The organism is Roseateles sp. GW821-FHT02E12 (assembly GCF_059421665.1).
The window spans coordinates 111,718-136,830 of record NZ_JBWKVK010000001.1; the positions used below are offsets into that span (position 1 = coordinate 111,718).

Annotated in this window: 24 protein-coding genes and 1 pseudogene; 14 read left to right on the plus strand and 11 right to left on the minus strand. The window is 68.2% G+C overall.

The window, feature by feature from the left end:
• Positions 1-3: 3 nt before the first annotated feature.
• The 4 genes from AC07V5_RS00550 to AC07V5_RS00565 form a co-directional block, all read right to left on the minus strand.
• Entirely contained in the window at positions 4-1,554 is a 1,551-nt protein-coding gene (locus AC07V5_RS00550) for a methyl-accepting chemotaxis protein (protein ID WP_495113522.1), read from the minus strand.
• Positions 1,555-1,632: 78 nt separating this feature from the next.
• Entirely contained in the window at positions 1,633-1,782 is a 150-nt protein-coding gene (locus AC07V5_RS00555) for a hypothetical protein (protein ID WP_495113523.1), read from the minus strand.
• A gap of 5 nt (positions 1,783-1,787) precedes the next feature.
• On the minus strand, positions 1,788-2,798 hold the full coding sequence (locus AC07V5_RS00560) for a thioredoxin family protein (RefSeq protein WP_495113524.1): 1,011 nt from the start codon (positions 2,796-2,798) through the stop codon (positions 1,788-1,790).
• A gap of 65 nt (positions 2,799-2,863) precedes the next feature.
• On the minus strand, positions 2,864-3,853 hold the full coding sequence (locus AC07V5_RS00565; protein ID WP_495113525.1) for an alpha/beta fold hydrolase: 990 nt from the start codon (positions 3,851-3,853) through the stop codon (positions 2,864-2,866).
• A gap of 79 nt (positions 3,854-3,932) precedes the next feature.
• Between AC07V5_RS00565 and AC07V5_RS00570 the strand changes: the two genes are divergently transcribed.
• Together AC07V5_RS00570 and AC07V5_RS00575 are read left to right on the plus strand one after the other, a co-directional pair.
• On the plus strand, positions 3,933-4,529 hold the full coding sequence (locus AC07V5_RS00570) for a TetR/AcrR family transcriptional regulator (RefSeq protein ID WP_495113526.1): 597 nt from the start codon (positions 3,933-3,935) through the stop codon (positions 4,527-4,529).
• A 22-nt stretch (positions 4,530-4,551) separates the two neighbouring features.
• Positions 4,552-4,971, plus strand: a complete 420-nt coding sequence (locus AC07V5_RS00575) for an organic hydroperoxide resistance protein (RefSeq protein ID WP_495113527.1) — start codon at positions 4,552-4,554, stop codon at positions 4,969-4,971.
• Here the strand turns inward: AC07V5_RS00575 and AC07V5_RS00580 are convergent.
• Positions 4,968-5,871 (minus strand): annotated as a pseudogene (locus AC07V5_RS00580) (substrate binding domain-containing protein). The gene AC07V5_RS00575 and the pseudogene AC07V5_RS00580 sit on opposite strands and share 4 nt — an antisense overlap.
• A gap of 99 nt (positions 5,872-5,970) precedes the next feature.
• On the opposite strand from AC07V5_RS00580, the gene AC07V5_RS00585 reads away from it, so the two are divergent.
• From AC07V5_RS00585 to AC07V5_RS00595, 3 genes are read left to right on the plus strand one after another with little or no spacing between them, the layout of a single operon-like run.
• On the plus strand, positions 5,971-6,708 hold the full coding sequence (locus AC07V5_RS00585; protein ID WP_495113528.1) for an SDR family NAD(P)-dependent oxidoreductase: 738 nt from the start codon (positions 5,971-5,973) through the stop codon (positions 6,706-6,708).
• Positions 6,709-6,712: 4 nt separating this feature from the next.
• Positions 6,713-7,078 (plus strand): nuclear transport factor 2 family protein, encoded by a 366-nt coding sequence (locus tag AC07V5_RS00590; protein WP_495113529.1) that lies wholly within the window; start codon positions 6,713-6,715, stop codon positions 7,076-7,078.
• Positions 7,079-7,080: 2 nt separating this feature from the next.
• Entirely contained in the window at positions 7,081-7,290 is a 210-nt protein-coding gene (locus tag AC07V5_RS00595; protein WP_495113530.1) for a tautomerase family protein, read from the plus strand.
• Between the two features lie 84 nt (positions 7,291-7,374).
• Here AC07V5_RS00595 and AC07V5_RS00600 read toward each other — a convergent pair whose 3' ends face one another.
• Entirely contained in the window at positions 7,375-10,521 is a 3,147-nt protein-coding gene (locus tag AC07V5_RS00600) for a TonB-dependent receptor (RefSeq protein WP_495113531.1), read from the minus strand.
• A 319-nt stretch (positions 10,522-10,840) separates the two neighbouring features.
• Between AC07V5_RS00600 and AC07V5_RS00605 the strand changes: the two genes are divergently transcribed.
• From AC07V5_RS00605 to AC07V5_RS00625, 5 genes are all read left to right on the plus strand, one after another.
• Complete coding sequence (locus tag AC07V5_RS00605; RefSeq protein ID WP_495113532.1) at positions 10,841-11,521, plus strand: GntR family transcriptional regulator; 681 nt, start codon at positions 10,841-10,843, stop codon at positions 11,519-11,521.
• A 95-nt stretch (positions 11,522-11,616) separates the two neighbouring features.
• On the plus strand, positions 11,617-12,786 hold the full coding sequence (locus AC07V5_RS00610) for a fumarylacetoacetate hydrolase family protein (RefSeq protein WP_495113533.1): 1,170 nt from the start codon (positions 11,617-11,619) through the stop codon (positions 12,784-12,786).
• On the plus strand, positions 12,783-14,537 hold the full coding sequence (locus AC07V5_RS00615; protein ID WP_495113534.1) for an IlvD/Edd family dehydratase: 1,755 nt from the start codon (positions 12,783-12,785) through the stop codon (positions 14,535-14,537). The genes AC07V5_RS00610 and AC07V5_RS00615 overlap by 4 nt, the downstream gene beginning before the upstream one ends.
• A gap of 202 nt (positions 14,538-14,739) precedes the next feature.
• Entirely contained in the window at positions 14,740-16,302 is a 1,563-nt protein-coding gene (locus AC07V5_RS00620) for a methyl-accepting chemotaxis protein (RefSeq protein ID WP_495113535.1), read from the plus strand.
• A gap of 63 nt (positions 16,303-16,365) precedes the next feature.
• Complete coding sequence (locus tag AC07V5_RS00625; RefSeq protein ID WP_495113536.1) at positions 16,366-17,121, plus strand: tRNA-uridine aminocarboxypropyltransferase; 756 nt, start codon at positions 16,366-16,368, stop codon at positions 17,119-17,121.
• Between the two features lie 25 nt (positions 17,122-17,146).
• Here AC07V5_RS00625 and AC07V5_RS00630 read toward each other — a convergent pair whose 3' ends face one another.
• From AC07V5_RS00630 to AC07V5_RS00650, 5 genes are read right to left on the minus strand one after another with little or no spacing between them, the layout of a single operon-like run.
• Positions 17,147-18,253 (minus strand): Gfo/Idh/MocA family protein, encoded by a 1,107-nt coding sequence (locus AC07V5_RS00630; RefSeq protein ID WP_495115645.1) that lies wholly within the window; start codon positions 18,251-18,253, stop codon positions 17,147-17,149.
• A 17-nt stretch (positions 18,254-18,270) separates the two neighbouring features.
• Positions 18,271-19,275, minus strand: coding sequence for a sugar phosphate isomerase/epimerase family protein (locus tag AC07V5_RS00635; protein ID WP_495113537.1), 1,005 nt, complete (start codon positions 19,273-19,275; stop codon positions 18,271-18,273).
• 2 nt (positions 19,276-19,277) lie between these two features.
• Positions 19,278-20,228 (minus strand): substrate-binding domain-containing protein, encoded by a 951-nt coding sequence (locus tag AC07V5_RS00640; protein ID WP_495113538.1) that lies wholly within the window; start codon positions 20,226-20,228, stop codon positions 19,278-19,280.
• A gap of 12 nt (positions 20,229-20,240) precedes the next feature.
• A complete protein-coding gene (locus tag AC07V5_RS00645) occupies positions 20,241-21,227 on the minus strand; it encodes an ABC transporter permease (RefSeq protein ID WP_495113539.1) in 987 nt (328 codons plus the stop codon).
• Positions 21,208-22,689 carry a sugar ABC transporter ATP-binding protein gene (locus AC07V5_RS00650; RefSeq protein ID WP_495113540.1) on the minus strand — a complete coding sequence of 494 codons (1,482 nt, stop codon included), beginning with the start codon at positions 22,687-22,689 and terminating at the stop codon, positions 21,208-21,210. The genes AC07V5_RS00645 and AC07V5_RS00650 overlap by 20 nt, the downstream gene beginning before the upstream one ends.
• Before the next feature lie 130 nt (positions 22,690-22,819).
• Between AC07V5_RS00650 and AC07V5_RS00655 the strand changes: the two genes are divergently transcribed.
• The 4 genes from AC07V5_RS00655 to AC07V5_RS00670 are packed head-to-tail and all read left to right on the plus strand — an operon-like array spanning position 22,820 to position 25,072.
• Positions 22,820-23,287 carry a hypothetical protein gene (locus tag AC07V5_RS00655; protein WP_495113541.1) on the plus strand — a complete coding sequence of 156 codons (468 nt, stop codon included), beginning with the start codon at positions 22,820-22,822 and terminating at the stop codon, positions 23,285-23,287.
• A 7-nt stretch (positions 23,288-23,294) separates the two neighbouring features.
• A complete protein-coding gene (locus tag AC07V5_RS00660) occupies positions 23,295-23,708 on the plus strand; it encodes a VOC family protein (protein WP_495113542.1) in 414 nt (137 codons plus the stop codon).
• Positions 23,705-24,667 carry a 2-hydroxyacid dehydrogenase gene (locus AC07V5_RS00665; RefSeq protein ID WP_495113543.1) on the plus strand — a complete coding sequence of 321 codons (963 nt, stop codon included), beginning with the start codon at positions 23,705-23,707 and terminating at the stop codon, positions 24,665-24,667. Before AC07V5_RS00660 ends, AC07V5_RS00665 begins: the two co-directional genes overlap by 4 nt.
• A gap of 24 nt (positions 24,668-24,691) precedes the next feature.
• Positions 24,692-25,072: a GFA family protein gene (locus tag AC07V5_RS00670; RefSeq protein ID WP_495113544.1), complete on the plus strand. Its 381-nt coding sequence runs from the start codon at positions 24,692-24,694 to the stop codon at positions 25,070-25,072.
• Positions 25,073-25,113 lie beyond the last annotated feature (41 nt).

Sequence of the window (25,113 nt, forward strand, 5' to 3'; positions counted from 1 at the left end):
CGCTCAGCGGTCGAGCTTGAAGGCGCCGACGACCTCGGTCAGGCGCCGGGCCTGCTGGCTGAGGCTGTCGGCTGCGGCGGCCGATTGTTCGACGAGGGCGGCGTTCTGCTGCGTGACCTGGTCGAGCTGGTTCACCGCGACGCTGATCTGGCCCAGCCCCAGGCTCTGCTGATCAGCCGCGCTCCCGATCTCGGTGATCAGCTCGGCGACCTGCCGCACATGGCGCACGATGTCCTCCATGGTGCCGCCAGCGCCTTCGACGAGGCGGGCTCCCGCCTCGACGCGGCCCACGCTCTCGCCGATCAGTGCCTTGATCTCCTTGGCTGCGGTTGCCGCCCGCTGGGCCAGCGTCCGCACCTCGCCCGCCACGACGGCGAAGCCCCGGCCCTGCTCGCCGGCACGGGCGGCCTCCACCGCCGCATTCAACGCGAGGATGTTCGTCTGGAAGGCGATGCCGTCGATGACGCCGGTGATGTCGGCGATCTTGCGCGAGCTGGCGCTGATGTCGCCCATGGTCGCGACAACCTCGGCAACGACCTGCCCGCCCTTGGTGGCCACGGCGCTGGCCGAAGCCGCCAAAGCCGTGGCGGCGCGCGCCGACTCGGCGCTGCGCTGCACGGTGGCCGTCAGCTCTTCCATGGAGGCGGCCGTCTGCTCAAGGCTGGAGGCCTGCTCCTCGGTGCGTTGGGACAGGTCGGCACTGCCCGTGGCGATCTGTTGCGACCCAGTTGCGATGGAATCGCTGCTGAGCCGCACCTGATCGACGATGCCCACCAGGCTCTCGTTCATGGACTTCAGCGCTGCCAGCAACTGGCCGGTCTCATCCCGGCTGCGAATCTCGATCGCCGATGTCAGGTCGCCGGCGGCGACGGTCTCGGCCACGCGCACCGCCTTGTCGATCGGCTGGGTGATGGAGCGCGTCAGCAGCACGGCGATGACGGCGGCCATCACCACGGCGGCGGCCGACAGCAGCAGCATCAACATGCGCGCCCCGCGGGCCATGTCGCCGGCCTCGGCGCCAAACGCCTCCATGCTGTCGGCCTGCGATTTCCCGAAGGCCTCGACGGCGTGCAGGTAGGCGTTCTGCAGCGGCAGGATGGCCCCGACGAGCAAGGCCCGACCTTCGTCGACCTTGCCGGCCTTGATGAGCTGAAGCAGCTGGACCTCGCTCTCCTTGAACTTGGCACGGCTGTCGATGAGGGCCTTCAGCGCCGCCTTGCCGCGCTCGCTGTGCACGGTGGCCGTCAGCTGGTCGATGGCCCGGGCGACGACGGGCAGTGAAGCCTCGATCTTGGCCAGCTCAGCCTCGGCCAGGGCCTGATCCGTCACGATCAGGGCCGTGCGCATGGCACGCAGCTGCTTGTTGACCTCGTTCTCGATGGACTGAGCCAGTGCCACCTTGACGAAACGGTCATGCAGGATGACCTCGGTGTCGGCATAGACGGCGTTGATCTTGGTCACGCCGATGACGGCCAGCACGATCAGGAGCGCGATGACTCCCGCGAACCCCGCCATCAGGCGGGTACCGATCTTCAGGTTGGCTGCTGCGTTCACGATCCCCCCGGGTTGCGGATTGGTCTCGGCAATTTGAGCGCAATCCACGCCGATAGGGAACACCTCCCAGGCAACGGGTCAGGCTGGTGCGGGAGTGGTGTGCTCGCGTGGCTGCTGGGCGCGGAAACGACGCTGGGCGAGCACCAGCATGCGGCCGAAGCTCATCGCTCGGTGCGGCGTCGTGGGCGCGGTGCGAGGTGTCTCTGCAGCGGTATTGGGGATGTCCATGGCGGTCAACCAAAGGTAAAGGCATAGGCCCGCGCACCGGGCGCGTCGAAGCGGATCTCGAAGATCCGCTCGCGCACCGGGCCGCGCTGGCGCACCAGTTGGTAGAGGCGTTCGCCGCTGGCCATGCCGCGGCCATCGGCGTCGACGTCCAGGCCCGCGTCGGCGCCGGGCGGCTGGCCGTCCAGCGTGATGCGAAACGGCAGCGGCTTGCCATCGGCCGCGGGGCCGAGCACAAGATGCAGGTCGCGCGCATGGAAGCGCAGCGCCACACTGCCGCTGTCGCCCGACAGCTCGGCATATTCGGACCGCACGGTCCAGTCGCCCGCCAGCAGCCATTCATTGACGCGCGGGCTGCCGCCGGCATAGCGCTTCAGGCGGTCGGGCAGGATGCCTCGGGGCGCGCCGTGCGCATGGCCGAGATAGGTCTCGGGTGAGCGCACGTTGGCGAGGTCGGGCGCCAGGCCGATGCCGCTGAGCGCGACCTGCGCCATGCCTGCCTCGGCGGGCTTGCCGGCTTCGCGCAGCAGCTCGCGGATGACCTGCTCGGCGCGCTCGTAGTCGCCCTCGCCGAACTGGTGGTGGCGCACGCGGCCCTGGGCGTCGACGAAGTACAGCGCCGGCCAGGCCTGGTTGCGGAAGGCGCGCCAGATCGTGAAGTCGTTGTCGAGCACGATGGGGTAGTCGAGCCGGCCGTCCATCGCCGCCTGGCGTACGCGGCGCGCATCGCGCTCGAAGCCGAACTCCGGCGCATGCACGCCGATGACGACCAGGCCCTGCGGGCCGTACTTCTGTGCCCAGGCCCGCAGGTACGGCAGCGTGCGCTGGCAGTTGATGCAGGAGTAGGTCCAGAAGTCCACCAGCACGACCTTGCCGCGCAGGGCGGCCAGGGTCAGCGGCGGGGAGTTGATCCATTCGCCGGCGCCGTCCAGTCTTGGCTGGATGGATTCGATGGGCAAGGCCGCGGGCGTGGTGGCGGTCATGAAGCAGGTCAGCAGGGTGGCAATGAGATGTTTCATGTCGCGAAGTTCATGGTGTTTCCAGAGTGGGTTCCCGCCTTCGCGGACATCGGACGAAGGTCCGATCAGGCCAGGCTGACGTCGATGACGGCCTGAGCGAAGGCGGCAGGCGCCTCCTGTGGCAGGTTGTGGCCGATGCCGCTCTTCAACTCACGATGCTCGTATTTGCCGGTGAAGCGCTTGGCGTAGGCGGCGGCCGGCGGGTGCGGTGCGCCATTCGCGTCGCCTTCCAGCGTGATGGCTGGCATGGCGACGCTCTGCACCGCGGCGAGCCTGGCTTCCAGCGCATCAAAGCGCGCTTCACCTTCAGCCAGGCCCAGGCGCCAACGGTAGTTGTGGACCGTGATGGCGACGTGATCCGGGTTGTCGAATGCCGGGGCCGAGCGCTCGAAGGTCGCGTCGTCGAAACGCCATTCGGGTGAGGCCTGGCGCCAGATCAGGCGGGCGAAGTCGCGGTGGTTCTTCTCGTAGCCGGCGCGGCCGCGGTCGGTGGCCAGGTAGAACTGGTACCACCAGGCCAGCTCGTCCGCCGGGGCCAGCGGCTGAGGGCCGGCCTTGACGTTGGTGACCAGATAGCCGCTGACCGACACCAGCGCCTTCACGCGCTGCGGCCACAGCGCTGCCATCACGCAGGCGGTGCGGGCGCCCCAGTCGCAGCCGGCCACAACGGCCTGCTGGATGCCCAGTGCGTCGAGCAGCGCGATGGCGTCGGCGGCGATGGCCGTCTGCTGGGCGTTGCGCGGCGTTGCGTCGGACAGGAAGCGCGTCGTGCCATAGCCGCGCAGATAAGGCACGACGACGCGATAGCCCTGGGCCGCGAGCAAAGGCGCGACCTCTTCATAGGTGTGGATGTCATAGGGCCAGCCGTGCAGCAGCAACACGGGCGGGCCGTTGCGCGGGCCGAGGTCGGCATAGCCGATGTTGAGGACACCGGCGTCGATCTGGCGCAGCTCGCCAAAGCCACGCGAGGCAGCGGCGAAGGCGGGGCGGCTCAACAGGGAGGACGCACCGGCGACTGCGGTGGCGGCGAGGAAGGAACGACGGTCGAGGTTCATGGCGCGGGACTGCGGGTTGCGAAATCGTTGGATCTCATTATTCTTGACTGATCGTTCAAAAACAAGTCCAATTCGCTTCATGGCAAGACCTTCTGAATTCGACAGGGACGAAGTCCTCCACCGCGCGATGGAGGTGTTCTGGTGCCAGGGCTTCGAGGCGACGGGCATGCCCCACCTCGTCGAGGCGATGGGCATCGGCCGTCAAAGTCTCTACAACGCCTTCGAAAGCAAGCGCGGCCTCTTCCTGGAGGCGCTGCGCCTGTACCAGAGCGAGCGCTCCAAGTCGCTGCAGAAGGTGCTGGGCTCGGCGGCCACGCCGCTGGCCGGCATCGAGACGCTGCTGACCTCCATCGCCACGTCAACCGGGGTGGCTCGCACGCGGGGCTGCATGTCGGTCAACACGGCCGCCGAGATCGGCACCAGCGATGAAGAAGTTGCCGCCATCCTGCGCGAGGGCGCCAAGCGCTCCAAGGCCGACATCACCGCCGCGCTGGCCCAGGCCAAGCAGCAGTACGAACTGCCGCCCACCCTCGACGAAATCGCCGCCGCCGACTTCGTGCTGACCGTCATGCGCGGCCTGCGCCTGAGCGCCAAGGCCGGCGCCCCCGTCACCGAGACCCGCAACGTCGTGCGCCTGGCCCTGGTGGCCCTGCGCCATTTCCAGGCCGAGGCCTGATCCACCCCAAGGAGCCCACACCATGCGCACCATCGAAAAAGTCGTCTACACCGCCCACACCCACACCGCCGGGGGCCGCGAGGGCTCGGGCAAGTCCAGCGACGGGCAACTCGACGTCAAGCTGAGCCCGCCCGGCTCCAGCAAGCCGGGCACCAACCCCGAGCAACTCTTCGGCATCGGCTACTCGGCCTGCTTCATGGGCGCGATGCGCCGCGCGGGCGCGCCGCTGGGCATCCGCGTGCCGGACGAGGTCAGCGTGGACGCCGATGTGTCCCTCGGCACGACGGCCGACCAGGGCTTTGCGCTGGCGGTCAAGCTGACCATCAACCTGCCCGGGCTGGATGCCGAGCAGAAGAAGCAGCTCGTCGACGGCGCCCACCAGCTCTGCCCCTACTCGCATGCGACGCGCGGGAACATCGACGTACGCTTCGAGATCCTCTAAGCGCCGAGCAAGAAATCGACGAAGCACCTCACCCGCAGCGGCACATGCCGCTGGTGCGGGTAGAGCAGGTTGAAGGGCCGCGAGCGGCCGCCGAAGGGCTTGAGCAGCTCGACGAGGCGGCCCTGGCGCAGCTCTTCTTCCACCGTGAAGCGGTAGGCCTGGAAGATGCCGGCGCCATGGCGCGCCAGCGTCACGCCGGCCAGCACGTCGTCGGAGCAACTGGTGCCGCCTGCGGTCTGGCGCTCGACGTCCTGGCCGCCTTCACGGAACAGCCCAGGGGATGGTGCGGCCGCTGCTGGGCAGCTCGAACTGGATGCAGTCGTGCCGGGCCAGCTCGCCGAGTGACTGCGGCTCACCGCGCCGGCGCAGATAGTCGGGCGCGGCCACGAGCACCAGCTCGGCGTCCTCCAGGTGGCGAGCGATCAGCGTCGAGTCGGCCGGCGCACGCACGCGCACAGCGAGGTCGTAGCCCTCGGCCGCGAAGTCGATGTTGCGGTTGCTGACGTGCACGTCCACGCGGATGTCGGGAAAGCGCTCGCGGAAGGCCGGCAGGCGCGGCAGCAGGCGGTGGTGGCCATAGGTCGTCGGCACGCTGATGCGCAGCAGGCCGCTGGGCGCCACCTGCCGGCCGCTGACGTCGCGCTCGGCCTCCATCAGCTGGTTCAGCACCTGGCGGCATTGCTCGTAGTAGGCCGGGCCCACGTCGGTGAGGCGGATCTGCCGCGTCGTGCGCACGAACAACCGCACCCCCAGCCTCTCCTCCAAGCGCGCCACCGTGCGGCTGACGGCTGCCGGCGTCACGCCCGCTGCGGTGGCCGCAGCCGTGAAGCCACCCAGCTCCGCCGCCGTGCAGAAGAGCTCCAGGCTGCCCAGCATCAAGTCGTCGAACTGCCGATTCATGGGTTACATGACGTAAAGACTGAAGTGGCTTGGATCTTATTTATTGATGTCAACGTCGCCAATAGATTTGAGTCCATCGCAACCCCAATGGAGTCATCCATGAACCACTCTCCCCGTACCGTCATCGTCACCGGCGCTTCCAGCGGCATCGGCCTGGCCATTGCCGCCGCCTTCCTGAAGCAGGGCGACAACGTCGTCGCCAACGGCCGCAGCGTCGAGCGCCTGCAGCAGGCGGCCGCCCAACTCGGCAAGCCCGACAACCTGCTCACCGTGGCCGGCGACGTGGCCGACCCCGCCGTGGGCACGGCGCTCGTGCAAAGCGCCATCGAACGTTTCGGCCGCGTCGACGTGCTGGTCAACAACGCTGGCATCTTCAACGCCAAGCCTTTTGTCGACTACACGCCGGCCGAGCTGGATGCGCTGGTCGACACCAACCTCAAGGGCTTCGTCTACCCGTCACAGGCCGCGGCCCGCCACATGGTGGAGCGTAAGGCCGGCCACATCATCAACATCACGGCCGCCATCGCATCCCAACCCATCCAGGGCGTGCCGGCCGTGCTGCCGGTGCTGATCAAGGGCGGCATCAACCAGGCCACCCGGGCGCTGGCGCTGGAGCTGGCACCGCACAACGTACAGGTCGCCGCTGTTGCCCCAGGCATCGTCGACACGCCGATGTACACGACCGAGATGCATGGCTTCCTGAACACGCTGCAGCCGGCCGGCCGCATCGCGACGGTGCAGGAGATTGCGGATGCCGTGCTCTATCTGGCCGGCGCGGCCTTCACGACGGGCGTGGTGCTGCCCGTGGACGGCGGCATGAGCGCCGGCAAGTGGTGATGCCATGACCGACCGCGAAGAACTGCTGGTGCTGCTGCAGCGTTATTTCGATGGCCTCTACCGCGGCGACGTGGATCTGCTCGCGCAGGTCTTCCACCCGCAGGCGCGGCTTTACGGCGAGGTCAGCGGCCAGGTGCTGCTGCGCGACGTCGAGCCCTATCTGCAGGTGGTGGCCACACGGGCCAGCCCGCAAAGCCGCGGCGAGGCCCAGCGCATGCAGTTGCAGGCCCTGCGCATCGACGGCTCGGTAGCGCTGGCCACGGCGCGCTGCGAGATGCTGGGCTTCAACTACCTGGACCAGCTCAGCCTGCTCAAGCACGATGGCCGCTGGGCCATCGTCGCCAAGCTCTACACCCATCTGGAGAACTGACCATGCCCTACATCCGCATCGAGGTCACCCGCGAAGGCGTGACGCTGGACCAGAAGAGGCAGCTGATTGCCGAGGCGACGGAAATGATGGTCCGCGTGCTGAACAAGGACCCGGCGGCCACCTTTGTCGTCATCGACGAGATCGACACCGACAACTGGGGCGTTGCCGGCCGCACCGTCACCGAGCTCCGGCAGGCACAAATAAAAAGATGAGGGCGCTCGCCATCGGCCGGCGAGGACCCTCATCGAACCGCCAGCGAACCACACCCGGATCGCTGGCGGGGACACAGCCTTTCGTCAGAAGCTGGCGCGCAGACCGATCTGGTAGGTGCGGCCCGGCTCGTAGATCGCGTACGGCGCGTTGGCGAACTGGAAGTTGGTGCGCTGCGAGGCACGCGTCACGTTGAAGACGTCGAACGTGGCCTGCAGGTCCTTCTTCCAGCCGATGACTTCGCCGATGTTCACGCGGGACGTGAAGTCCACCTGGGCGTAGTCCAGCCCGTAGAACGCAGCGGCCGTGATGCCGTTCTGGCCGGTGCCGCTGGACTGAGAACCCTTGGTGAAGTTCTTCGTCACGCGGAAGCCGCCGAATCGACCCTCGTAGTAGGCCGCGAGGTTGTAGGTGTAGGGCGGAACGCCGATGGCCACGTTGGCACCCGACTGCTTGACCTTCGTGTAGTTGGCGCTGACGCCGAAGCCCTTGAGGTAAGCGGAGATGAGATCCAGCGGCTGCTGCACCGTCAGCTCGATGCCCTTGATGAAGAGCTTGTCGGACGTGTTCTGCGTCTGCGACAGCGTGACCGGCAGGTTGTTGATGTCGGTCAGCGCCTGGCCGGTGGGCAGTGCGTCCAGATCCTGGGGCGGGTTGGCATAGCCGGCACGGATGTAGAGCGCGCGGCGCTGGTCGCGGCTGAGGCCGTTGGTCCAGTTGATGTTGTACTGGTTCAGGCTGCTGAACGGCACGTTGAAATTGCGCGTGGCCGTGAACCCCTTGATGCCCTTCTTGAACCAGGCCAGCGCCACATAACCTTCACGCCCCGTGTACCACTCCAGGCCCAGGTCGGTGTTCTTGGACTCGTAGGGCTTGAGGTCGGGGTTGGTCAGCGTGCCGTTCTGCGCCGACGGATCGGTGAAGCTGGCGGTCAGCGCGCGCAGCGACGTGGGGTCGGCACGCGTGATGGTCTTGGACATCGAGGCCCGGGCCAGCAGGTCGGGGCGGATGTTGTAGGCCAGGCTGCCCGACGGCAGGAAGTTGCTGTAGGTCGTCGTGGTGAGGGCTTCGACGATCGGCGTCGGGAAGCGGCCACCGTCGGCCAGCGCCGCGTTGCGCGGGTCGGCGGGCGAACTGAGCGACGCGAAGGTCTGCTGCGTCGTCACGTAGCGCACGCCGGCGTTGTAGCGCAGGTTGTTGCCCAGCAGTGCCGTCTCGCCGTTGGCCTCGGTGAAGATCGAGGTCACGCTCTCCAGGATGTAGCCGGGGTTGACGCCCGTGTTGGTGCCACCGGTGCCGGGCACCGCGGTCTCGTGCGCGGCGGCGTAGTTGGCATCCTTGGCGAACTTGTTCCAGTCCAGCGCGACGAAGCCGCGCGAGTTGGCCGACAGATAGCCCGGGATGGATGCATTCGGGATGGCCGAGCCCAGGTACTGCAGCGGCGTCGTCGCGCCGGCGGTGTAGCCGGTGCCGTAGCCAGGGTAGTCAGCCGCGGCCGAGCCGGCAGCGCCCGTGCCGTTGCAGCCGTTCTTGTTGGTGGTGTTGGGGCCCGGCAGGAAGACGTTGAGGTTGCGGCCGCAGACGATGTTGGACCAGTAGGCGTCGTTGTTCAGCGAGCTGATGCGGCGCGACACGTTGTCGTAGGCGCCACCGACCTTGATGTCCACCACATCGGCGTCGATGTCGATGGCACCGCGCAGGCCCGAGGTGCGAACCTGGCGCTTCTCTTCCTGCACGTTCACGCGGCCGCCGTTCCAGCCGAAGGCGGCGGGCGTGTTGAGGATGTCGGTGCCGCCGGTCAGGGTGTTGGTCGCCTTCAGCACGGGGGTGCCGCTGGTGTTGTCGTACTCGGTCGTGATACCCGAGCCAAGCACCGTCTGGAACAGCACCGTGGGCGACTGGCGATGGAAGTCGCTGCGGGTCATGTTGGCCTGCACGTCCACGCTGATCGCGTCGGTGATCTTCAGGTTGATGCCCGGGTTGATGCTGTGGAACTTGGTGTCTTCGGTGTAGGGCCGGTACTCCAGGAAGTACTGCGAGTTCGCGAAGGTGCCCTTGGTGACGACGCAGCCGCTGGCGCAGTCGGTGCGGTCCACCGTCATGTTGATGGGAATGGACGAGCCGTTGCGGCCGACCCAGTTCATGTCGCTGCGTTCGAACTCGTTCTTCTTGTGGCCGTAGATGGCGTCGACGAAGAGCTTCACCGAGCTGTTCGGGCGGGCTTCGAGCGACAGGATGCCGTTCTGGCGGTCACGGCTGCCCTCGGCCACCATCGCCCGACCCAGGCGCGGAATGATGGCGTTGTCGATCTGGTCGATCGTCAGGCCGGGGTTCTTGGCCAGCAGGAAGGCCTGGTCGATGGTGGCGCCGGTGGTCAGCCCGTTGCCGGCGTTGGCCGGCACCGTGCCGGGGATGGTCCAGTTGCCGCCGCCGGTGCTGTTGCGCGTGGCGCTGCTGCTTTGGCTGGCCAACAGGTTGGCGTTCGTCCAGCCGATGGATTCGAAGCCGGTGGTCTTGACCTTGTTGGTCGACCAGGCCACGCCGGCCAGCACGCCGAAGGTGTCGCCCCAGGTGTTGCTGACCAGGGCTGAGCCGCGGTTGCCCCATTTTTCGGCCTGCTGGTTCTTGGTGCCCGTCAGCGTGAACGCGGTGCGCAAGCCCTTGCGGTCGAAGGGGCGGGCGCTGCGCATGTCGACGATGCCGGCCGCGCCGCCTTCGAGCATGGAGGCGGTCGGGCTCTTGACGACCGTCACGCGGCTGAAGAGTTCGCCCGGCAGGAAGTCCATGTCGACTTCGCGGTTGGCACTGCCCGAGTCGACCCGGCCCGTGGAGGCCGAAGCGACCGGTGCGCCGTTCAGCAGCACGCGGGTGAAGTTGGTGCCCAGGCCGCGGATCTGGATCTGCAGGCCTTCACCGGTGATTTCGCGGGTCAGCGTGACGCCGGGAATGCGCGAGATGGATTCGGCGATGTTGCTGTCCGGGAACTTGCCCATGTCCTCGGAGCTGATCGAGTCGATGAAGCCGATCGCGTTCTTCTTGGCATTGGCCGAGCTCTCCAGCGAGGCGCGGATGCCGGTGACGACGACGGTGTCGAGCTTGTTGTCCTGCGCCTGCTGCGCCGGCGCGGTCTGCGCATAGGCCTGCGAGATCAAGCCGGCCAGCAGCGTGGTGCCCAGGGCCAGCCGTCGGTTCAGGTGGGTGCGGTGGTTCGGCCGCAAATTTGTCTTGCTCATCTTGTCTCCTGATTGGTTCGATGACGCTTCCACCATCAAATGGTAGCGCGCACATTTTCAATTTACGTCCACAGGAATTCAGCGTCAACGAGGGTGTGTACTAATGTATTAGTGACCCGGAAGCCTGAAATTCGGCTCGAAACAGCAACTTGACCGAAAAGTGGATAGCGCTCTCAAGCCCGTGCGTCAGCGGCCAGCGGCGGCCGTCGGCCGGCCCGACCGAGCCGAGCAAGACAGCCCCCTGCCCGGGGGCACCGAGCCCGCGATGACAATGGCGCCGCATGCGCGCGCCAGCGGCAGATTTGGCCTTCAGACCCAGATGAACTTCACGCTAGACCCCACTCGCCACGCCGCGCCTCAAGTCGTCGAAGCGCTCAGAGCCGCCATCATTTCGCTGGAGTTGGCACCCGGCAGCGCGCTGGACCGCGCTGTGCTGGCGCAACGCTTCGGCGTCAGCCAGACGCCGGTGCGCGACGCGCTCATCCGGCTCAGCGAGGAAGGCCTGGTGCTGATCCGGGCGCAGTACACGACGCAGGTCACCCGCATCGACGTGCCGGCCGCACGCGAGGCGCATTTCCTGCGCCGCTCCATCGAACTCGAGATCGCGCGCCTGCTGGCCCTCTCGCACGACCAGGCGGTCATCGACGACCTGCGCACGCAGCTGGCACGCCAGGTAGAGCTGGCAGACAAGAAAGACTTCCTCGGCTTCATCGCGGCCGACAAGGAATTCCACCGGCTGATGTACGTGGCGGCCGGCCTGCCGCGCCTGTGGTCGGTGGTGGTGCGCATGTCCGGTCACGTCGACCGCCTGCGGCTGCTCCACATCCCAACCAGCGGCAAGACCGAGTCCATCCTGGGCGCCCACCAGGTCATCCTGGAGGCGATTGAGTCGAGAGACGTCGACGCCGCGCAGCATGCCGTTCGAGACCATTTGTCCGGCACCCTGGCCTCGGTGGACGAGATTCAGCAGCGCTACCCGGATTACTTCATTCTTTCCTGAGCCAGGAGGGCCCGGGACAGCTCGGCTTGGCAGCCTTGTAGGTAGCGCTCACAATTTGGGTCGAGAGCCCCTCCTGCCCCGCGCCACCGAGCCGCATGACCCAGACCCACCACACCCTCCTCCCCGCCGACGCCGAGCGCGCCCTTCTGCTTGGCCGCGTCTGGCGCACCGACACCGGCGGCCCGGCCCTGGTGGCCGTGCGCCGCGGCGAGCTCGTCGACCTCTCGGCCCATGCCGCGACGATGGCCGAGCTGCTGGACCACCCCGAACTGCTGCACATCGCCCGCCGTGCGCCCGGCATGGCCCTGGGCCCCGCCCAGGCCATGCTGGACAACACGCTGGCCGCCGAGCCCGACGCCGCCCTGCCCCGCCCGCTCGCACCCTGCGACCTGCAAGCCATCAAGGCCTGCGGCGTGACCTTCGCCGTCAGCCTGCTGGAACGTGTCATCGAGGCCCAGGTCGGCGGCGATGCGGCACGCGCCCACGCGTTGCGTGCGCAGTTGAACGAGACGCTGGGCGGCGATCTGTCCAGCATCCGCCCCGGGTCAGCCGCGGCCCAGCGCCTGAAGGCCGAGTTCGTCGCGCGCGGCGCCTGGTCGCCCTATCTGGAGGTGGGCCTGGGGCCGGACGCCGAGGTCTTCACCAAGGCCCAGCCGATGTCAGCCGTCGGCTTCGGCGCAGCCGTGGGCCTGCACCCGGACTCGCAGTGGAACAACCCCGAGCCCGAGGTCGTGCTGGCCGTCAATGGCCGCGCCGAGGTGGTCGGCGCGACGCTGGGCAACGACGTCAACCTGCGCGACATCGAGGGCCGCAGCGCGCTGCTGCTGGGCAAGGCCAAGGACAACAACGCCTCCTGCGCCATCGGTCCCTTCATCCGGCTGTTCGACGAACACTTCACGCTGGACACCGTGCGCGCCGCCGAGGTGAGCCTGGCCATCGAGGGCGCGGACGATGGGTTCTCGCTCGAAGGCCTGAGCCGCATGCAGGAGATCAGCCGCGACCCGCTGGAACTGGTGGGCCACGCCTGCGGCCCGCACCACCAATATCCGGACGGCTTCATGCTCTTCCTCGGCACCATGTTCTCGCCCATCCAGGACCGCGGCGCACCGGGTGCCGGCTTCACGCACCGCCTCGGCGACCGCGTGACGATCGCGAGCCCGGCTCTCGGGGCGCTGGTCAACACCGTGCAGCGCAGCGACGCGCTGCCGCCCTGGACCTACGGCGTTGGTGCCTTGATGAAGCACCTGCGGAGCCGCGCGCGATGAGCCGCCGGCTGCGCTCCCAGGACTGGTTCGACAACCCCGACCACGTCGACATGACGGCGCTCTACCTGGAGCGCTTCATGAACTACGGCCTCACGGCGCAGGAGTTGCGCTCGGGCCGGCCCATCATCGGCATCGCGCAAAGCGGCAGCGATTTAAGCCCCTGCAACCGCATCCACCTGGAGCTGGCCCGGCGCGTGCGCGACGGCATCCGCGATGCGGGCGGCATCGCGATGGAGTTCCCGCTGCACCCCATCTTCGAGAACTGCCGCCGCCCCACCGCGGCGCTGGACCGCAACCTGGCGTACCTGGGCCTCGTCGAGATCCTGCACGGCTACCCGCTGGACGCCGTGGTGCTGACCACAGGCTGCGACAAGACGACGCCAGCCCAGGTCATGGCCGCCAGCACCGTCGACATCCCGGCCATCGTGCTGTCGGGCGGGCCAATGCTGGACGGCTGGTTCGAAGGTCAGCTCGTCGGTTCCGGCGCCGCCATCTGGGCCGGGCGCCGGCGCCTGGCGGCCGGCGAGATCGACGAGGAGACCTTCATCGAGATCGCCGCCGCCTCCGCGCCCTCGGCCGGCCACTGCAACACCATGGGCACGGCCTCGACGATGAATGCGCTGGCTGAGGCCCTGGGCCTGTCGCTCACCGGCTGCTCGGCCATCCCCGCCCCATACCGCGAGCGCGGGCAGATGGCCTACGAAACGGGCAAGCGCATCGTCGACATGGCGCGCGAGGACGTGCGGCCTTCACACATCCTCAGCCGCGACGCGTTCCTGGACGCCATCGTCGTCAACGCGGCCATCGGCGGCTCGACGAACGCCCAGCCTCACCTGACCGCCATGGCCCGCCATGCCGGCATCGAACTGACGGCCGCGGACTGGACCGAGGTGGGCCAGCGCGTGCCGCTGCTGCTGAACATGCAGCCCGCCGGCCAATACTTAGGCGAGCGCTTCCACCGCGCTGGCGGTGTGCCGGCCATCATGTGGGAGTTGCAGCAGGCCGGCCTGCTCCGCACCGCGCGGCCGACGGTGACGGGCCGCACGATGGCCGCCAACCTCGAAGGCCGCGAGACGCAGGACCGCGAAGTCATCTTCCCGGTCAGCGCGCCGCTGAAGGAAGACGCCGGCTTTGTCGTGCTCAGCGGCAACCTTTTCGACTTCGCCATCCTGAAGGCCAGCGTCATCTCGCCCGCCTTCCGCGCGCGCTACCTGAAGGACGGCGCCTTCGAGGCCCGGGCCATCGTGTTCGACGGTGCCGACGACTATCACGCGCGCATCAACGACCCCGCACTCGATATCGACGAAGGCTGCATCCTCGTCATGCGCGGCGCCGGCCCGGTGGGCTGGCCGGGCTCGGCCGAGGTCGTCAACATGCAGCCGCCGGACGCACTGATCCGCCGCGGTGTCGTGAGCCTGCCGACGCTGGGCGACGGCCGCCAGTCGGGCACGTCCGACAGCCCGTCCATCGTGCATGCCTCGCCGGAGAGTGCCGTTGGCGGCGGCCTGGCCTGGCTGCGCACGGGAGATGTCATCCGCATCGACCTCGACGCGGGGCGATGCGATGTGCTGCTCAGCGACGAGGCGCTGTCTCAGCGCCGCTCCGAGGGCGTTCAAGCAGTGCCGGCCAGCCAGACACCGTGGCAGCAGATCTATCGCTCGACGGTGGGGCAGCTGTCCACCGGTGCCTGCCTCGAGCTGGCCGTGGCCTATCGCGGCGTGGTGGACACGCCCCCGCGGCATAACCATTAGTTGAGTGAGATAGCGGTCGCAAGTCACGCGCAGCGGCCATCGCTGCGGGCCGGGTGGGTGTCGTCCGTGCGCCCCCACAACGGCTATCCAGAACTCCCCACATCCCGCATCCAGAGCGCTCCCTAGAGTCCGGTGAACGACACGAGGCGCTTCTCCCTAACGCCTGGCTGTTTCGCCGCGTGTTCGCCAACTGGAGTCAATGATGCTGAACCAAATGCGCCTGAGAGCCAAGCTGATGCTTGGGTTTGCGTCCCTGGCCGCCGTCGTGCTGCTGGTGTCGGGCCTGGCCTTGAATTCGCTGAGCCGCTCGAACGGGCGCTTCACTGACTACCTGGAGGGTGTTGGCCAGCGCGAGCGCATGGCCAACGATGTCCGCGACGCCGCGGCCCAGCGTGCCATCGCGGCACGCAACCTGGTGCTGGTGACGACACAGGCCGACCGCGACGTCGAGAAGGTGGCCGTCACCAAGGCGCATGAAGAGATGCAGCAGGCGTTGGCCAAGCTGAAGCAGGCGCTGGGCAAGGCGGGCGACCTGGGCGATCGCGACAACGCCCTGGTGGGCGAGATGGAGCGCATCGAAGCCCAGTACGGGCCGGTGGCGCTGGCCATCGTCGGCATGGCCCTGGACGGCAAGCGCGACGAGGCCGTCACCAAGATGAATGCCGAATGCCGGCCGCTGCTTGCGGCCTTGCTGAAGGCCAGCGACGAGTACATCGACTACGAGGAGCAGCAAGCCGCCGCCCGTGTGCAGCAGGCCGAAAGCGCCTACGGCCGCGACCGCCTGGTGATGCTGCTGACCAGCGCCGCAGCCGTGGCGGCCGCGGTGCTGCTGGGCTGGACCTTGAGCAATGCCGTCACACGGCCGCTGGCCCGCGCCGTGCGTCTGGCCGAAGCCGTGGCCTCGGGCGACCTGAGCTCCGACATCGTCATCGACAGCGCCGATGAGACGGGCCAACTGCTGACGGCGCTCAAGCGCATGAACGACGGCCTGGTTGACATGGTGGGCCGCGTGCGCGAGTCGGCCGACAGCATCGCCACCGCCTCGCAGGAGATCGCCAGCGGCAACCACGACCTGTCCAGCCGCACCGAGCAGCAGGCCAGCGCTCTGCAGCAGACGGCAGCGTCCATGCAGCAGATGACGTCTACCGTGCAGCAGACGGCCGAGAGCTCGCGCCAGGCCAGCCAGTTGGCCAGCGCCGCGACCGAAGTGGCCGGCCGCGGCGGCGACGTCGTGCAGCGCGTGGTCACGACGATGGGTGAGATCAGTGACTCCAGCCGCAAGATCGCCGACATCATCGGCACCATCGACGGCATCGCCTTCCAGACCAACATCCTGGCGCTGAACGCCGCGGTGGAAGCTGCGCGGGCCGGCGAACAGGGTCGCGGCTTTGCCGTTGTGGCGGGCGAGGTGCGGGCCCTGGCCCAGCGCAGCGCCCAGGCAGCGCGCGAGATCAAGGGCTTGATCGGCGCCAGCGTCGCGAAGGTCGAAGCCGGCAGCCTGCTCGTCGGCGAGGCCGGCACGACGATGAGCGACATCGTCGGCCAGGTGCGCCGCATGACGGACTTGATGGCGGAGATCAACGCCTCGGCCACCGAGCAGAGCAGTGGCATCGGGCAGGTCAACCAGGCGGTCGCCTCCATCGACCAGGGCACGCAGCAGAACGCAGCGCTGGTGGAGCAAAGTGCCGCAGCGGCCGAAAGCCTGCAGCAGCAGGCCAGCGGACTGCTGGACGTGATCGGCCAGTTCAAGACGGTTCACGCGTAGGGCGCAATCCGAGCGCCGCTCGGCAGCCCGACCTGCTCTGACCCCTGCTCCGACAATCGGCGCATGTCTCATGCTGTGTCTCTTCTGCGCGCCGCGCGTCTGGCAAGCGCCACCAAGCCCTTCTCGGCTCGCGGTGGCTTCAAGCGCGAGCGCTGCGAGGGCTGCCGGCTGGTGCCAACCCACTGCATGTGCGCCCTGCGCCCTTCGGTGAACACGCGCGCCGCGGTGTGCCTGCTGATGGCCGACATCGAGCCGCTGAAGCCGACCAACACCGGTTGGCTGATCGCGGATACGGTCGCAGACACCTTCGCTTTTGGTTGGTCGCGAACCGAGTCCGATCCCGCGCTCATCGCCCTGCTCAGTGATCCGACCTGGGATTGCTACGTCGTATTCCCAGGCCAGTACGCCGCGCCGGAACGTGTGGTGCAGGCCGTTCAGCCGCGAGCGCTGGGCCAGGACGGCACGGCCAAGCGTCCGCTGTTCATCCTGCTGGACGGCACGTGGTCAGAGGCGCGAAAGATGTTCAGCCGAAGCCCTTACCTGAACCACATGCCGGTGCTCAGCCTCGAGCCCGCCGAGGCCTCGCAATACAGGCTGCGCCGGTCACGTTGCGACGACCATTTCTGCACCAGCGAGGTTGCCGCGCATTGCCTGAATCTTGCGGGCGACGAGGCCGCCGGGCAGACCCTTCAGGCGTACCTGGGCGTCTTCACGCATCACTACCTTCAGGCGAAGAACCAGTTGCCCATCGCCTGGGAAGGCGCGGCGCATCAGCGTCTGGATGAGGCGCTTGCGCAGCAAGCTGCACTCGCGGCTTGAGCCTGCCAAGGCCACGCGGCGCAAGTCAGCCGGACTGAAAGCCTATCCACTGCCCCTTCGACGCCACCGCGCGTTCGACGAAACGCACGCCACGCGCACCGTCCTCGACGCGCGGATAGTCGCCACTGCGCGTGCCCGCGTGCAGGTCGGCCGCAAGCTCGGTGTAGAGGTTGGCGAAGGCCTCGATGAAGCCCTCGGGGTGGCCAGGCGGCAGGCGGCAGGCGCGGCGTGCGGCTTCGCTGAGATTGGCCGACCCGCGCGTGAGCCGGCGCGGCGGCTCGGTCAGCGGTGAATGGATCAGCACGTTCGGGTCCTCCTGCCGCCAGTCCAGGCTGCCGCGCTCGCCGAACACGCGCAGGCGCAGGTCGTTCTCGTGGCCCACCGCCATCTGCGAGGCCAGCAGCACGCCGCGTGCGCCGCCGGTGAGGCGCAGCAGCACGCTGGCGTCATCGTCGAGCTGGCGGCCAGGGCCGAAGCTGCTGAGTTCGGCGCAGAGCTGTTCGATACCCATGCCCGTGACCGTGTGCAGCAGGTTCTCGGCGTGGGTGCCGATATCGCCCAGTGCCCCGCCGGGGCCGCTCTGCGCGGGGTCCATGCGCCAGCTGGATTGCTTGTTGCTGGCGCTTTCCAGCGCACCGGCCAACCAGCCCTGGTGATACTCGACGATGACCTTGCGGACCCGACCAATGGCGCCGGCTCGCACCAGTTCGCGGGCCTCGCGCACCATCGGGTAGCCGGTGTAGTTGTAGGTCACCGCGAAGGCGGTACCGCGTGCGTTGACGAGCGCCACCAGCTCCTCGGCCTGCGCGCTGCTGTGCACCAGCGGCTTGTCGCAGGCGATGTGGAAGCCCGCGTCGACAAAGGCGCGCGCCACGTCGAAGTGCAGGTGATTGGGCGTGACGATGGCGACGAGGTCCACGCGCTGCTCGGGGGGGCGGCGCAGCTCGTCGGCGAGCAGGGCGCGCCAGTCGGCGTGGATGCGGTCCTCGGCCAAGCCCAGGTCGCGGCCGGAGGCGAGGGATTTCTCCGGCGTGGATGACAGCGCGCCGGCCACCAGCTCGTAACGGCCATCCAGCGCCATCGCGTGGCGGTGCACGGCGCCGATGAAGGCGTCGCGCCCGCCGCCCACCATCGCAACGCGCAGCTTCCTCACGCCATGCCTTTCGAGAAGGCCGCGTCGAAGGCGTCATGCGCGGGTGGGAAGTCCAGCCGGCGGCAGTAGGCCGCGCTTTCTGTCGCCCCATGCACGCGGTCCATTCGGCTGTCTTCCCATTCGACGGACAGCGGCCCGGCATAGCCCACGTCGTTGAGCGCCACGATGATGGATTCGAAATCGATCATGCCGCGGCCGACGCTGCGGAAGTCCCAGCCGCGTCGCGGGTCGCCGAAGCTGGTGTTGCCGCCGAAGGTGCCCACCGTGCCGTCGCCGCGCCCCCACCAGACGTCCTTCATGTGCACGTGGAAGATGCGCGGGCCGAACTGGCGGATGAAGCGCACATAGTCCACACCCTGGTAGGCCAGGTGGCTGGGGTCGAAGTTGAAGCCGAAGCGCGGGTGCTGGTTCAGCGCTTCGAGCGCACGCTCGGACGTGGCGATGTCGAAGGCGATTTCGGTGGGATGCACCTCCAGCGCGAAGTTGACGCCCTGCTCGGCGAACACATCGAGGATGGGCGTGAAGCGGCGCGCGAAGTCGGCAAAGCCGGCATCCCAGTAGGCCTGCGAGGTGGGCGGGAAGGCGTAGGCCGCATGCCAGATGGACGAGCCGGTGAAGCCGGTCACGCGCTGCACACCGAGCAGCTTCGCGGCGCGCGCCGTGTCGGCCAGTTCGGCGGCGGCGCGCTGGCGCACGCCCTCCGGCTCGCCGTCACCCCACACATGCGCCGGCAGGATGGCCTTGTGGCGCTCGTCGATGAGGTCGCACACCGCCTGGCCGATCAGGTGATTGCCGATAGCGAAGACCTGCAGGCCGTGTTCCGCGAGCAGGGCGCGCTGGCCCGCTGCATAGCCAGGCTCCTTCAACGCGCGCTGCACATTGAAATGATCGCCACCGCAGGCCAGCTCCAGGCCGTCGTAGCCCATGCGCTTGGCAAGCGGCGCCAGCTCGGCCAGCGGCAGGTCGGTCCATTGGCCGGTGAAGAGGGTCAGAGGTCTCATGGTCAGAAGGGACTGTCGGGGAAATAGAAGTCCTTGGCGTTGTCCTTCGTGATCAGCACCGAAGGCACGATGGTCTTGGCCGGCAGTTTCTGGCCCTTGAGGCGCGCCTCGGCGGTGAGCTTGATGGCGTCGTAGATGAACTTGGGCGAGTACGACACGTTGGCCTGGATGCGCGGGTCGCTGCCGTCCTTCAGCACCTTGACCATGCCCTTGGCGCCGGCGCCGCCGAACACCAGCTTGATGTCCGTGCGCTTGGCCTGGTCGATGGCGCGCAGCACGCCGAAGGCCATGTCGTCGTCGGCGGCCCAGACGGCATCGATCTTCTTGAAGCGGGTCAGGAAATCCTGCATCACCTTGAAGGCGTCGTCGCGGTTCCAGTTGCCATGCTTGGCATCCAGCAGCTTGATGTCAGGGCTCTTGGCCAGCACGGCCTTGAAGGCGTCCATGCGCTCGTTGTCGATCGTGGTGGGGATGCCGCGCAGCGCGACGATCTCGCCCTTGCCACCCAGCTGCTTGGCGATGAACTCGGCCGGCACGGCGCCGAAGGCGGTGTTGTCGCCGGCCACGTAGGCGTCCTGCGCGGAGGCGTCGGTGAGGCCGCGGTCCACCACGGTCACGTAGACGCCCTTGTTGTGCAGCTGCTGCACGGGCTTGGTCAGCGCGGCGGACTCCTGCGGCAGGATGACCAAGGCGTTGATCTTGTTGGTCGTCAGCAGGTCCTGCAGCTGGTTGGCCTGCTCACCCGCAGAGGCCGCGGCCTTGACGGTGATCTTCAGGCCGGGGTTGGCCGCCTCCAGCTCCTTCTTGGCCTGGTTGGCCCACCAGACGATGCCGGCCGTGAAGCCGTGGTCGGCCGAGGGGATGGCCACGCCCAGGTGCACAGGGGTTTGAGCCTGGGCAGCAAAGGCGCCGGTGAGTGCCAGTGCGGTGACGAGTCTGCGAGTGAACATCATGCGAATGTCTCCTTATCGTTGCCGCCGCTGCATGAAGGCGACGGCGATGATGACGGTGCCCTGCACCGCGGCGTTGAGGTGGATGCTGATGAAGCTGGTGAGGTTGAGCACATTGCCGATCACCGACAGCAGCAGCGCGCCCACCACCGTGCCGGCGATGCTGCCCGAGCCGCCCTTGAGGGCCGTGCCGCCGATGATGACGGCGGCAATGGCCTCCAGCTCCCATAGCAAACCCGTGGTGGGCGAGGCAGAGCCCAGGCGCGGCACATAGAGCAGCGTGGCGACGCCCACCATCGCGCCCAGCACCACGTAGCTGCCCAGCTTGACCGCATCGACCTTGACGGCCGCATAACGCGCCACCTGCTCGTTGGAGCCGATGGCCTGCACGTAGCGGCCGTAGGCGGTGCGCTGCAGCACCGCCGCCGCCGCCAGGGCCGCGGCGGCGAACACCCAGACAGGCACTGGCACGCCCAGCAGCGCGCCGTAATAGACCGGCGCGTAGGCATCGGCCAGTTCGTTGTCCAGCGTGATGGCGCCGCCATCGGCGAGCCAGGTCAGCACGGCGCGGAAGATGCCCAGCGTGCCCAGCGTGACGATGAAGGGCTCGATGCGGCCACGCGTGATCAGCCAGCCATGCGTCAGGCCCAGCAGGCTGCCCAGCAGCACCGCGCCGCTGGCGCCCACCACCACCGCAAGCCCCGGCGCCACGCCGTGGGCGCCGAGCGAGTTCATCAGCAGGATGACGCAGCCGGCGATCAGCGCTGCCATCGACCCTACCGAGAGGTCGATGCCCCCGCCCACGATGACGAAGCACATGCCCACCGCGATGATGCCGGTGAAGGTGGTGCGGGTCAGCACATTCAGCGCGTTGTCCAGCGTGGCGAACTCGGGGTTGAGCATCGACGCGATCACGCACAACGCGACCAGCCCGGCGAGGGGCCCGAAGCCGTGCAGGCGCGAGGCGATGCTGGGACGAGATTCAGTGAGTTCCAGTGGCATGGGCAATCAGCAGGTCTTCAGTGGCCTCGGCAGCATCGAGGACGGTTTGCAGGCGGCCGGCGCGCATGACGGCGATGCGGTGGCACAGGCCGATGAGTTCCATCAACTCCGACGACACCACGATCACCGCCAGGCCTGAAGCCGCCAGGCGCTGGATGAGGCCGTAGAGCTCGCGCTTGGCGCCCACGTCCACGCCGCGCGTGGGCTCGTCCAGCACGACGATGCGCGGCCCGGCGTGCAGCACCTTGGCCAGCGCCAGCTTCTGCTGGTTGCCGCCCGACAGCGACCGCGCGGGCACGTCCAGCGAGCCGGCTCGAATGCCGAACTCGTCGACGGCGCGCTTGAGCGCCATGGCCTCGTCGGCCGGACGCAGCCAGAGCCGGGCGTAGCGCGACAGCGCCATCAGCGTGAGGTTCTGGCGCAGGCCGAAGTCCAGGTGCAGGCCCTTGCCCTTGCGGTCTTCGCTGAGATAGGTGAGGCCCAGATCGGCAGCCTCGCGCGGGCTGGCGATGCGCACCGTGCGGCTGGCAATCTCGACATGCCCGGTCGTGCCCGGTCGCAGGCCGATCAACCCCTCGAACAACTCGGTGCGGCCTGCGCCGACGAGGCCGGCAAAGCCGAGGATCTCGCCTGGCGCGACCTCGAAGCTCATGTCATGCGCCCAGCCTGGCACGCTCAACCCCCGCACTTTCAGCAGTGGTTCGGCATCGGGTCGAACAGACTTGGGCGGGAACAGGTCGCTCAGCTCGCGGCCCACCATCAGGCTGGCCATCTGTGCGCGGCTGAGGCTGGCGGTGGGTGCGCGGGTCACGAAGCGGCCGTCGCGCATGACGATCACTTCGTCCGTCAGGCGCTCGATCTCCTCGAGCTTGTGCGAGATGTAGACCAGCGTCACGCCGTCGGCCTTCAGCCGGTCCACCAGCCCGAACAGCTGCTCTGCTTCCGTGCGCGTCAGCGTGGCGGTGGGCTCATCCATCACCAGCACGCGGGCGCGGCGCTGCAGGGCCTTGGCGATCTCCACGCGCTGCTTCTGCGCCAGGCTCAGGGCGCGCACCGGCGTGTCAGGCGAGCAGTCCAGGCCCACCTGCGCGAGCAACTGCGCGGTGCTCGCGCGCATGGCGCGATCGTCCAGCCACCAGCCACGCTTGAGCTCGTGGCCGAGGAAGATGTTCTGCGCGACCGTCAGCGCCTCGGCCAGCGCGAACTCCTGGTGGATCATCGCGATGCCCAGCGCCTCGGCCGCACGCGGGCCGCTGAAGCGCACTGCCGCGCCATCCAGGCGCAGCTCGCCGCCACTCGGCGCCTCGTAGCCCGCCAGGATCTTCATCAACGTGCTCTTGCCCGCGCCGTTCTCGCCCAGCAGGCCGACGGCACGCCCGGCCGCCAGCTCGAAGCTCACATCGTGCAGGACGGCTACGCTGCCGAAGGACTTGGCGATGGCGTGAAAGCTCAGCGTCTGCATGGGGAGGCGAGTATGCCAAGCCCGACCTGGCCGTCCGCTCGATGGATCCGCTTGAGGGCATCCCCTCGTGTGGGGGCCGTGGCGACTTTCTAAGATTCTTCGCTTCCATGTCCGATCGCCGGGAAACTTCATGCGCCGCATCTCAACGATCGTCCTGGCCGGACTGGTGTCCGGCGCGCTGGACATCCTGGCCGCCTTTGCGAGCTATGTGTCGCACGGCGCTACGGTCGAAGGCATCCTGAAATACATCGCCAGCGGGCTGCTCGGTGCGGCGGCCATGAAGGGCGGCATGGAGATGGTGGCGCTGGGGTTGCTGTGCCACTTTGCCCTCACCACGGCGATGGCGGCCATCTACCTCTTTGCGGCGCTGCGGCTTGGATCGCTGACCGCCCGCCCCTGGCTTTGGGGCAGCGTCTACGGCGTGCTGACCTGGGTGGCGATGGTCTACGTCGTCGTGCCGCTGTCTGGCGTCACCGGCTGGAAGCTGCCGGAGGGCTGGAACATCGTCAGCGGCCTGCTGGCGCACATCTTCTACGTCGGCGTACCGATCGCCCACATCACGCAATATGGCCTGCGCGATGCGCGGCGATTCACCTGAGTTCGCCATGAGGACTGCCTTCCACCTCGCTTATCACGTGCGTGACCTGGATGCGTCGCGCGCTTTTTATGGCGAGCTGCTCGGCTGCCTCGAAGGCCGCAGCACCGACACCTGGGTCGACTTCGACTTCTTCGGCCACCAGATCTCGCTGCATCTCGGCGAACCGTTCCCGGTTGCGAACACAGGCCGCGTGGGCGAGCACATGGTGCCGATGCCGCATCTCGGCCTGGTGATGGCCATGCCGGACTGGCGGGCGCTGGCCGATCGCCTCACGTCTCGAGGGCTGAGCTTCGTCATCGCACCCAGCCTGCGTTTCGTGGGCGAACCCGGCGAGCAGGCCACGATGTTCTTTCTCGACCCCAGCGGCAATCCCATCGAGATCAAGGGCTTCGCCGACCTCGGCAAGGTGTACGCGACGTGACCGGCGTCCTGCCCTTCGTCGCGCCGCCTGACTTCTCCCAAGAGGCCGAGTGGGTCGCCGCGCTGCAGGCGGCCATGCCCGACGAGCGAGTCGTGCCGTTCGCCGCGCTGAACGATGCCGCGCGGCAAGCCTGCACGGTCGCGGTCGTGGCGAACCCGCGCCCGCAAGACCTGCGCCGCCTGCCCAAGCTGAGATGGGTGCACAGCGTCTGGGCCGGCGTGGAGCGCATGCTGGCCGATCTCGGCCACCTCGGCCACCTCGGCCATGGCGACCTGAAGATCGTGCGGCTGGTCGACCCACAGCTGGCCGACACTATGGCCGAAGCGGTGCTCGCCTGGACGCTCTACCTGCACCGCGACATGCCGCGTTATGCAAGCCAGCAGCGGGAGCGCAAGTGGCAGCCTCAGGACTACGTGCGGCCGCAGGACAAGACGGTGGGGCTGCTCGGCCTGGGCGCGCTGGGCGAAGCGGCAGCACGCCGCCTGGTCGCTGCGGGCTTCAAGGTGCAAGGCTGGAGCCGGACCCTGCGCGACGTGCCCGGCGTGAAGTGCCATGCCGGCGACGGCGGGCTGGCAGAGATGCTCGCGAGCACCGACATCCTCGTCTGCCTGCTGCCGCTGACCGCCGAGACCCGAGGGCTGCTGAGCGACTCGACCTTGGGCCGGCTGCGTCACCAGGCCTCGCTGATCAACTTCTCCCGGGGTGCCCTCGTCGACGATGACGCGCTCCGGCGCACGCTCGACCGCGGCGACCTCCGCCACGCGGTACTCGATGTGTTCGCCACCGAACCCCTGCCGGCCGACAGCTGGCACTGGGCCCACCCGGCGGTGACGGTGCTGCCGCACATCTCCGCACCCACCGACCGGCAGACGGCGTCAGGCATCGTGGCGGCCAACCTGGCCGCCTACCGACGGGACGGGATGATTCCCGCTCACGTGGACCGCGGCCGCGGCTATTGACCCCAGCTCGACATCTGAACGTCCATGACCCAGCCCCTTGTCGCCCGCGGTTCCTGCTATTGCGGTGCCGTCTCCGTCACGGTCCCATCACCACTGCGCCGCCCGGGCAATTGCCATTGCGGCGAGTGCCGCCGCCTCAGCGGCGCGGCCTTCACGACCTGGATCACCGCGCCACGCGATCAGGTCGTCGTGGACAACCCCGAAGGACTGACCGTGTTCAGTCCGACAGCGAATCTGCAACGCTCGTTCTGCAAGCGATGCGGATCGCATGTCTTCACCGCGGACCTGCGGCTGCCAAAGGTCTATGGGTTTACGGCCGGGCTCTTTGAAGGCGAGGCCATCGAGGCGCCTGGCGAGGACTACTTTCTCGAGGACAAGGCCCGCTGGTACGGCTCGCCGACTTGAGCCTGGCGCCGGCCTTCTCCACGAAAGCACCTGGAGCCCCA

Excerpts from the sequence above, each read along its gene's own strand:
- AC07V5_RS00555 (WP_495113523.1), bottom strand. The coding sequence starts at position 1,782 with ATGGACATCCCCAATACCGCTGCAGAGACACCTCGCACCGCGCCCACG.
- AC07V5_RS00560 (WP_495113524.1), bottom strand. The coding sequence starts at position 2,798 with ATGAAACATCTCATTGCCACCCTGCTGACCTGCTTCATGACCGCCACC.
- AC07V5_RS00565 (WP_495113525.1), bottom strand. The coding sequence starts at position 3,853 with ATGAACCTCGACCGTCGTTCCTTCCTCGCCGCCACCGCAGTCGCCGGT.
- AC07V5_RS00570 (WP_495113526.1), top strand. The coding sequence starts at position 3,933 with ATGGCAAGACCTTCTGAATTCGACAGGGACGAAGTCCTCCACCGCGCG.
- AC07V5_RS00575 (WP_495113527.1), top strand. The coding sequence starts at position 4,552 with ATGCGCACCATCGAAAAAGTCGTCTACACCGCCCACACCCACACCGCC.
- AC07V5_RS00585 (WP_495113528.1), top strand. The coding sequence starts at position 5,971 with ATGAACCACTCTCCCCGTACCGTCATCGTCACCGGCGCTTCCAGCGGC.
- AC07V5_RS00590 (WP_495113529.1), top strand. The coding sequence starts at position 6,713 with ATGACCGACCGCGAAGAACTGCTGGTGCTGCTGCAGCGTTATTTCGAT.
- AC07V5_RS00595 (WP_495113530.1), top strand. The coding sequence starts at position 7,081 with ATGCCCTACATCCGCATCGAGGTCACCCGCGAAGGCGTGACGCTGGAC.
- AC07V5_RS00600 (WP_495113531.1), bottom strand. The coding sequence starts at position 10,521 with ATGAGCAAGACAAATTTGCGGCCGAACCACCGCACCCACCTGAACCGA.
- AC07V5_RS00605 (WP_495113532.1), top strand. The coding sequence starts at position 10,841 with ATGAACTTCACGCTAGACCCCACTCGCCACGCCGCGCCTCAAGTCGTC.
- AC07V5_RS00610 (WP_495113533.1), top strand. The coding sequence starts at position 11,617 with ATGACCCAGACCCACCACACCCTCCTCCCCGCCGACGCCGAGCGCGCC.
- AC07V5_RS00615 (WP_495113534.1), top strand. The coding sequence starts at position 12,783 with ATGAGCCGCCGGCTGCGCTCCCAGGACTGGTTCGACAACCCCGACCAC.
- AC07V5_RS00620 (WP_495113535.1), top strand. The coding sequence starts at position 14,740 with ATGCTGAACCAAATGCGCCTGAGAGCCAAGCTGATGCTTGGGTTTGCG.
- AC07V5_RS00625 (WP_495113536.1), top strand. The coding sequence starts at position 16,366 with ATGTCTCATGCTGTGTCTCTTCTGCGCGCCGCGCGTCTGGCAAGCGCC.
- AC07V5_RS00630 (WP_495115645.1), bottom strand. The coding sequence starts at position 18,253 with ATGGTGGGCGGCGGGCGCGACGCCTTCATCGGCGCCGTGCACCGCCAC.
- AC07V5_RS00635 (WP_495113537.1), bottom strand. The coding sequence starts at position 19,275 with ATGAGACCTCTGACCCTCTTCACCGGCCAATGGACCGACCTGCCGCTG.
- AC07V5_RS00640 (WP_495113538.1), bottom strand. The coding sequence starts at position 20,228 with ATGATGTTCACTCGCAGACTCGTCACCGCACTGGCACTCACCGGCGCC.
- AC07V5_RS00645 (WP_495113539.1), bottom strand. The coding sequence starts at position 21,227 with ATGCCACTGGAACTCACTGAATCTCGTCCCAGCATCGCCTCGCGCCTG.
- AC07V5_RS00650 (WP_495113540.1), bottom strand. The coding sequence starts at position 22,689 with ATGCAGACGCTGAGCTTTCACGCCATCGCCAAGTCCTTCGGCAGCGTA.
- AC07V5_RS00655 (WP_495113541.1), top strand. The coding sequence starts at position 22,820 with ATGCGCCGCATCTCAACGATCGTCCTGGCCGGACTGGTGTCCGGCGCG.
- AC07V5_RS00660 (WP_495113542.1), top strand. The coding sequence starts at position 23,295 with ATGAGGACTGCCTTCCACCTCGCTTATCACGTGCGTGACCTGGATGCG.
- AC07V5_RS00670 (WP_495113544.1), top strand. The coding sequence starts at position 24,692 with ATGACCCAGCCCCTTGTCGCCCGCGGTTCCTGCTATTGCGGTGCCGTC.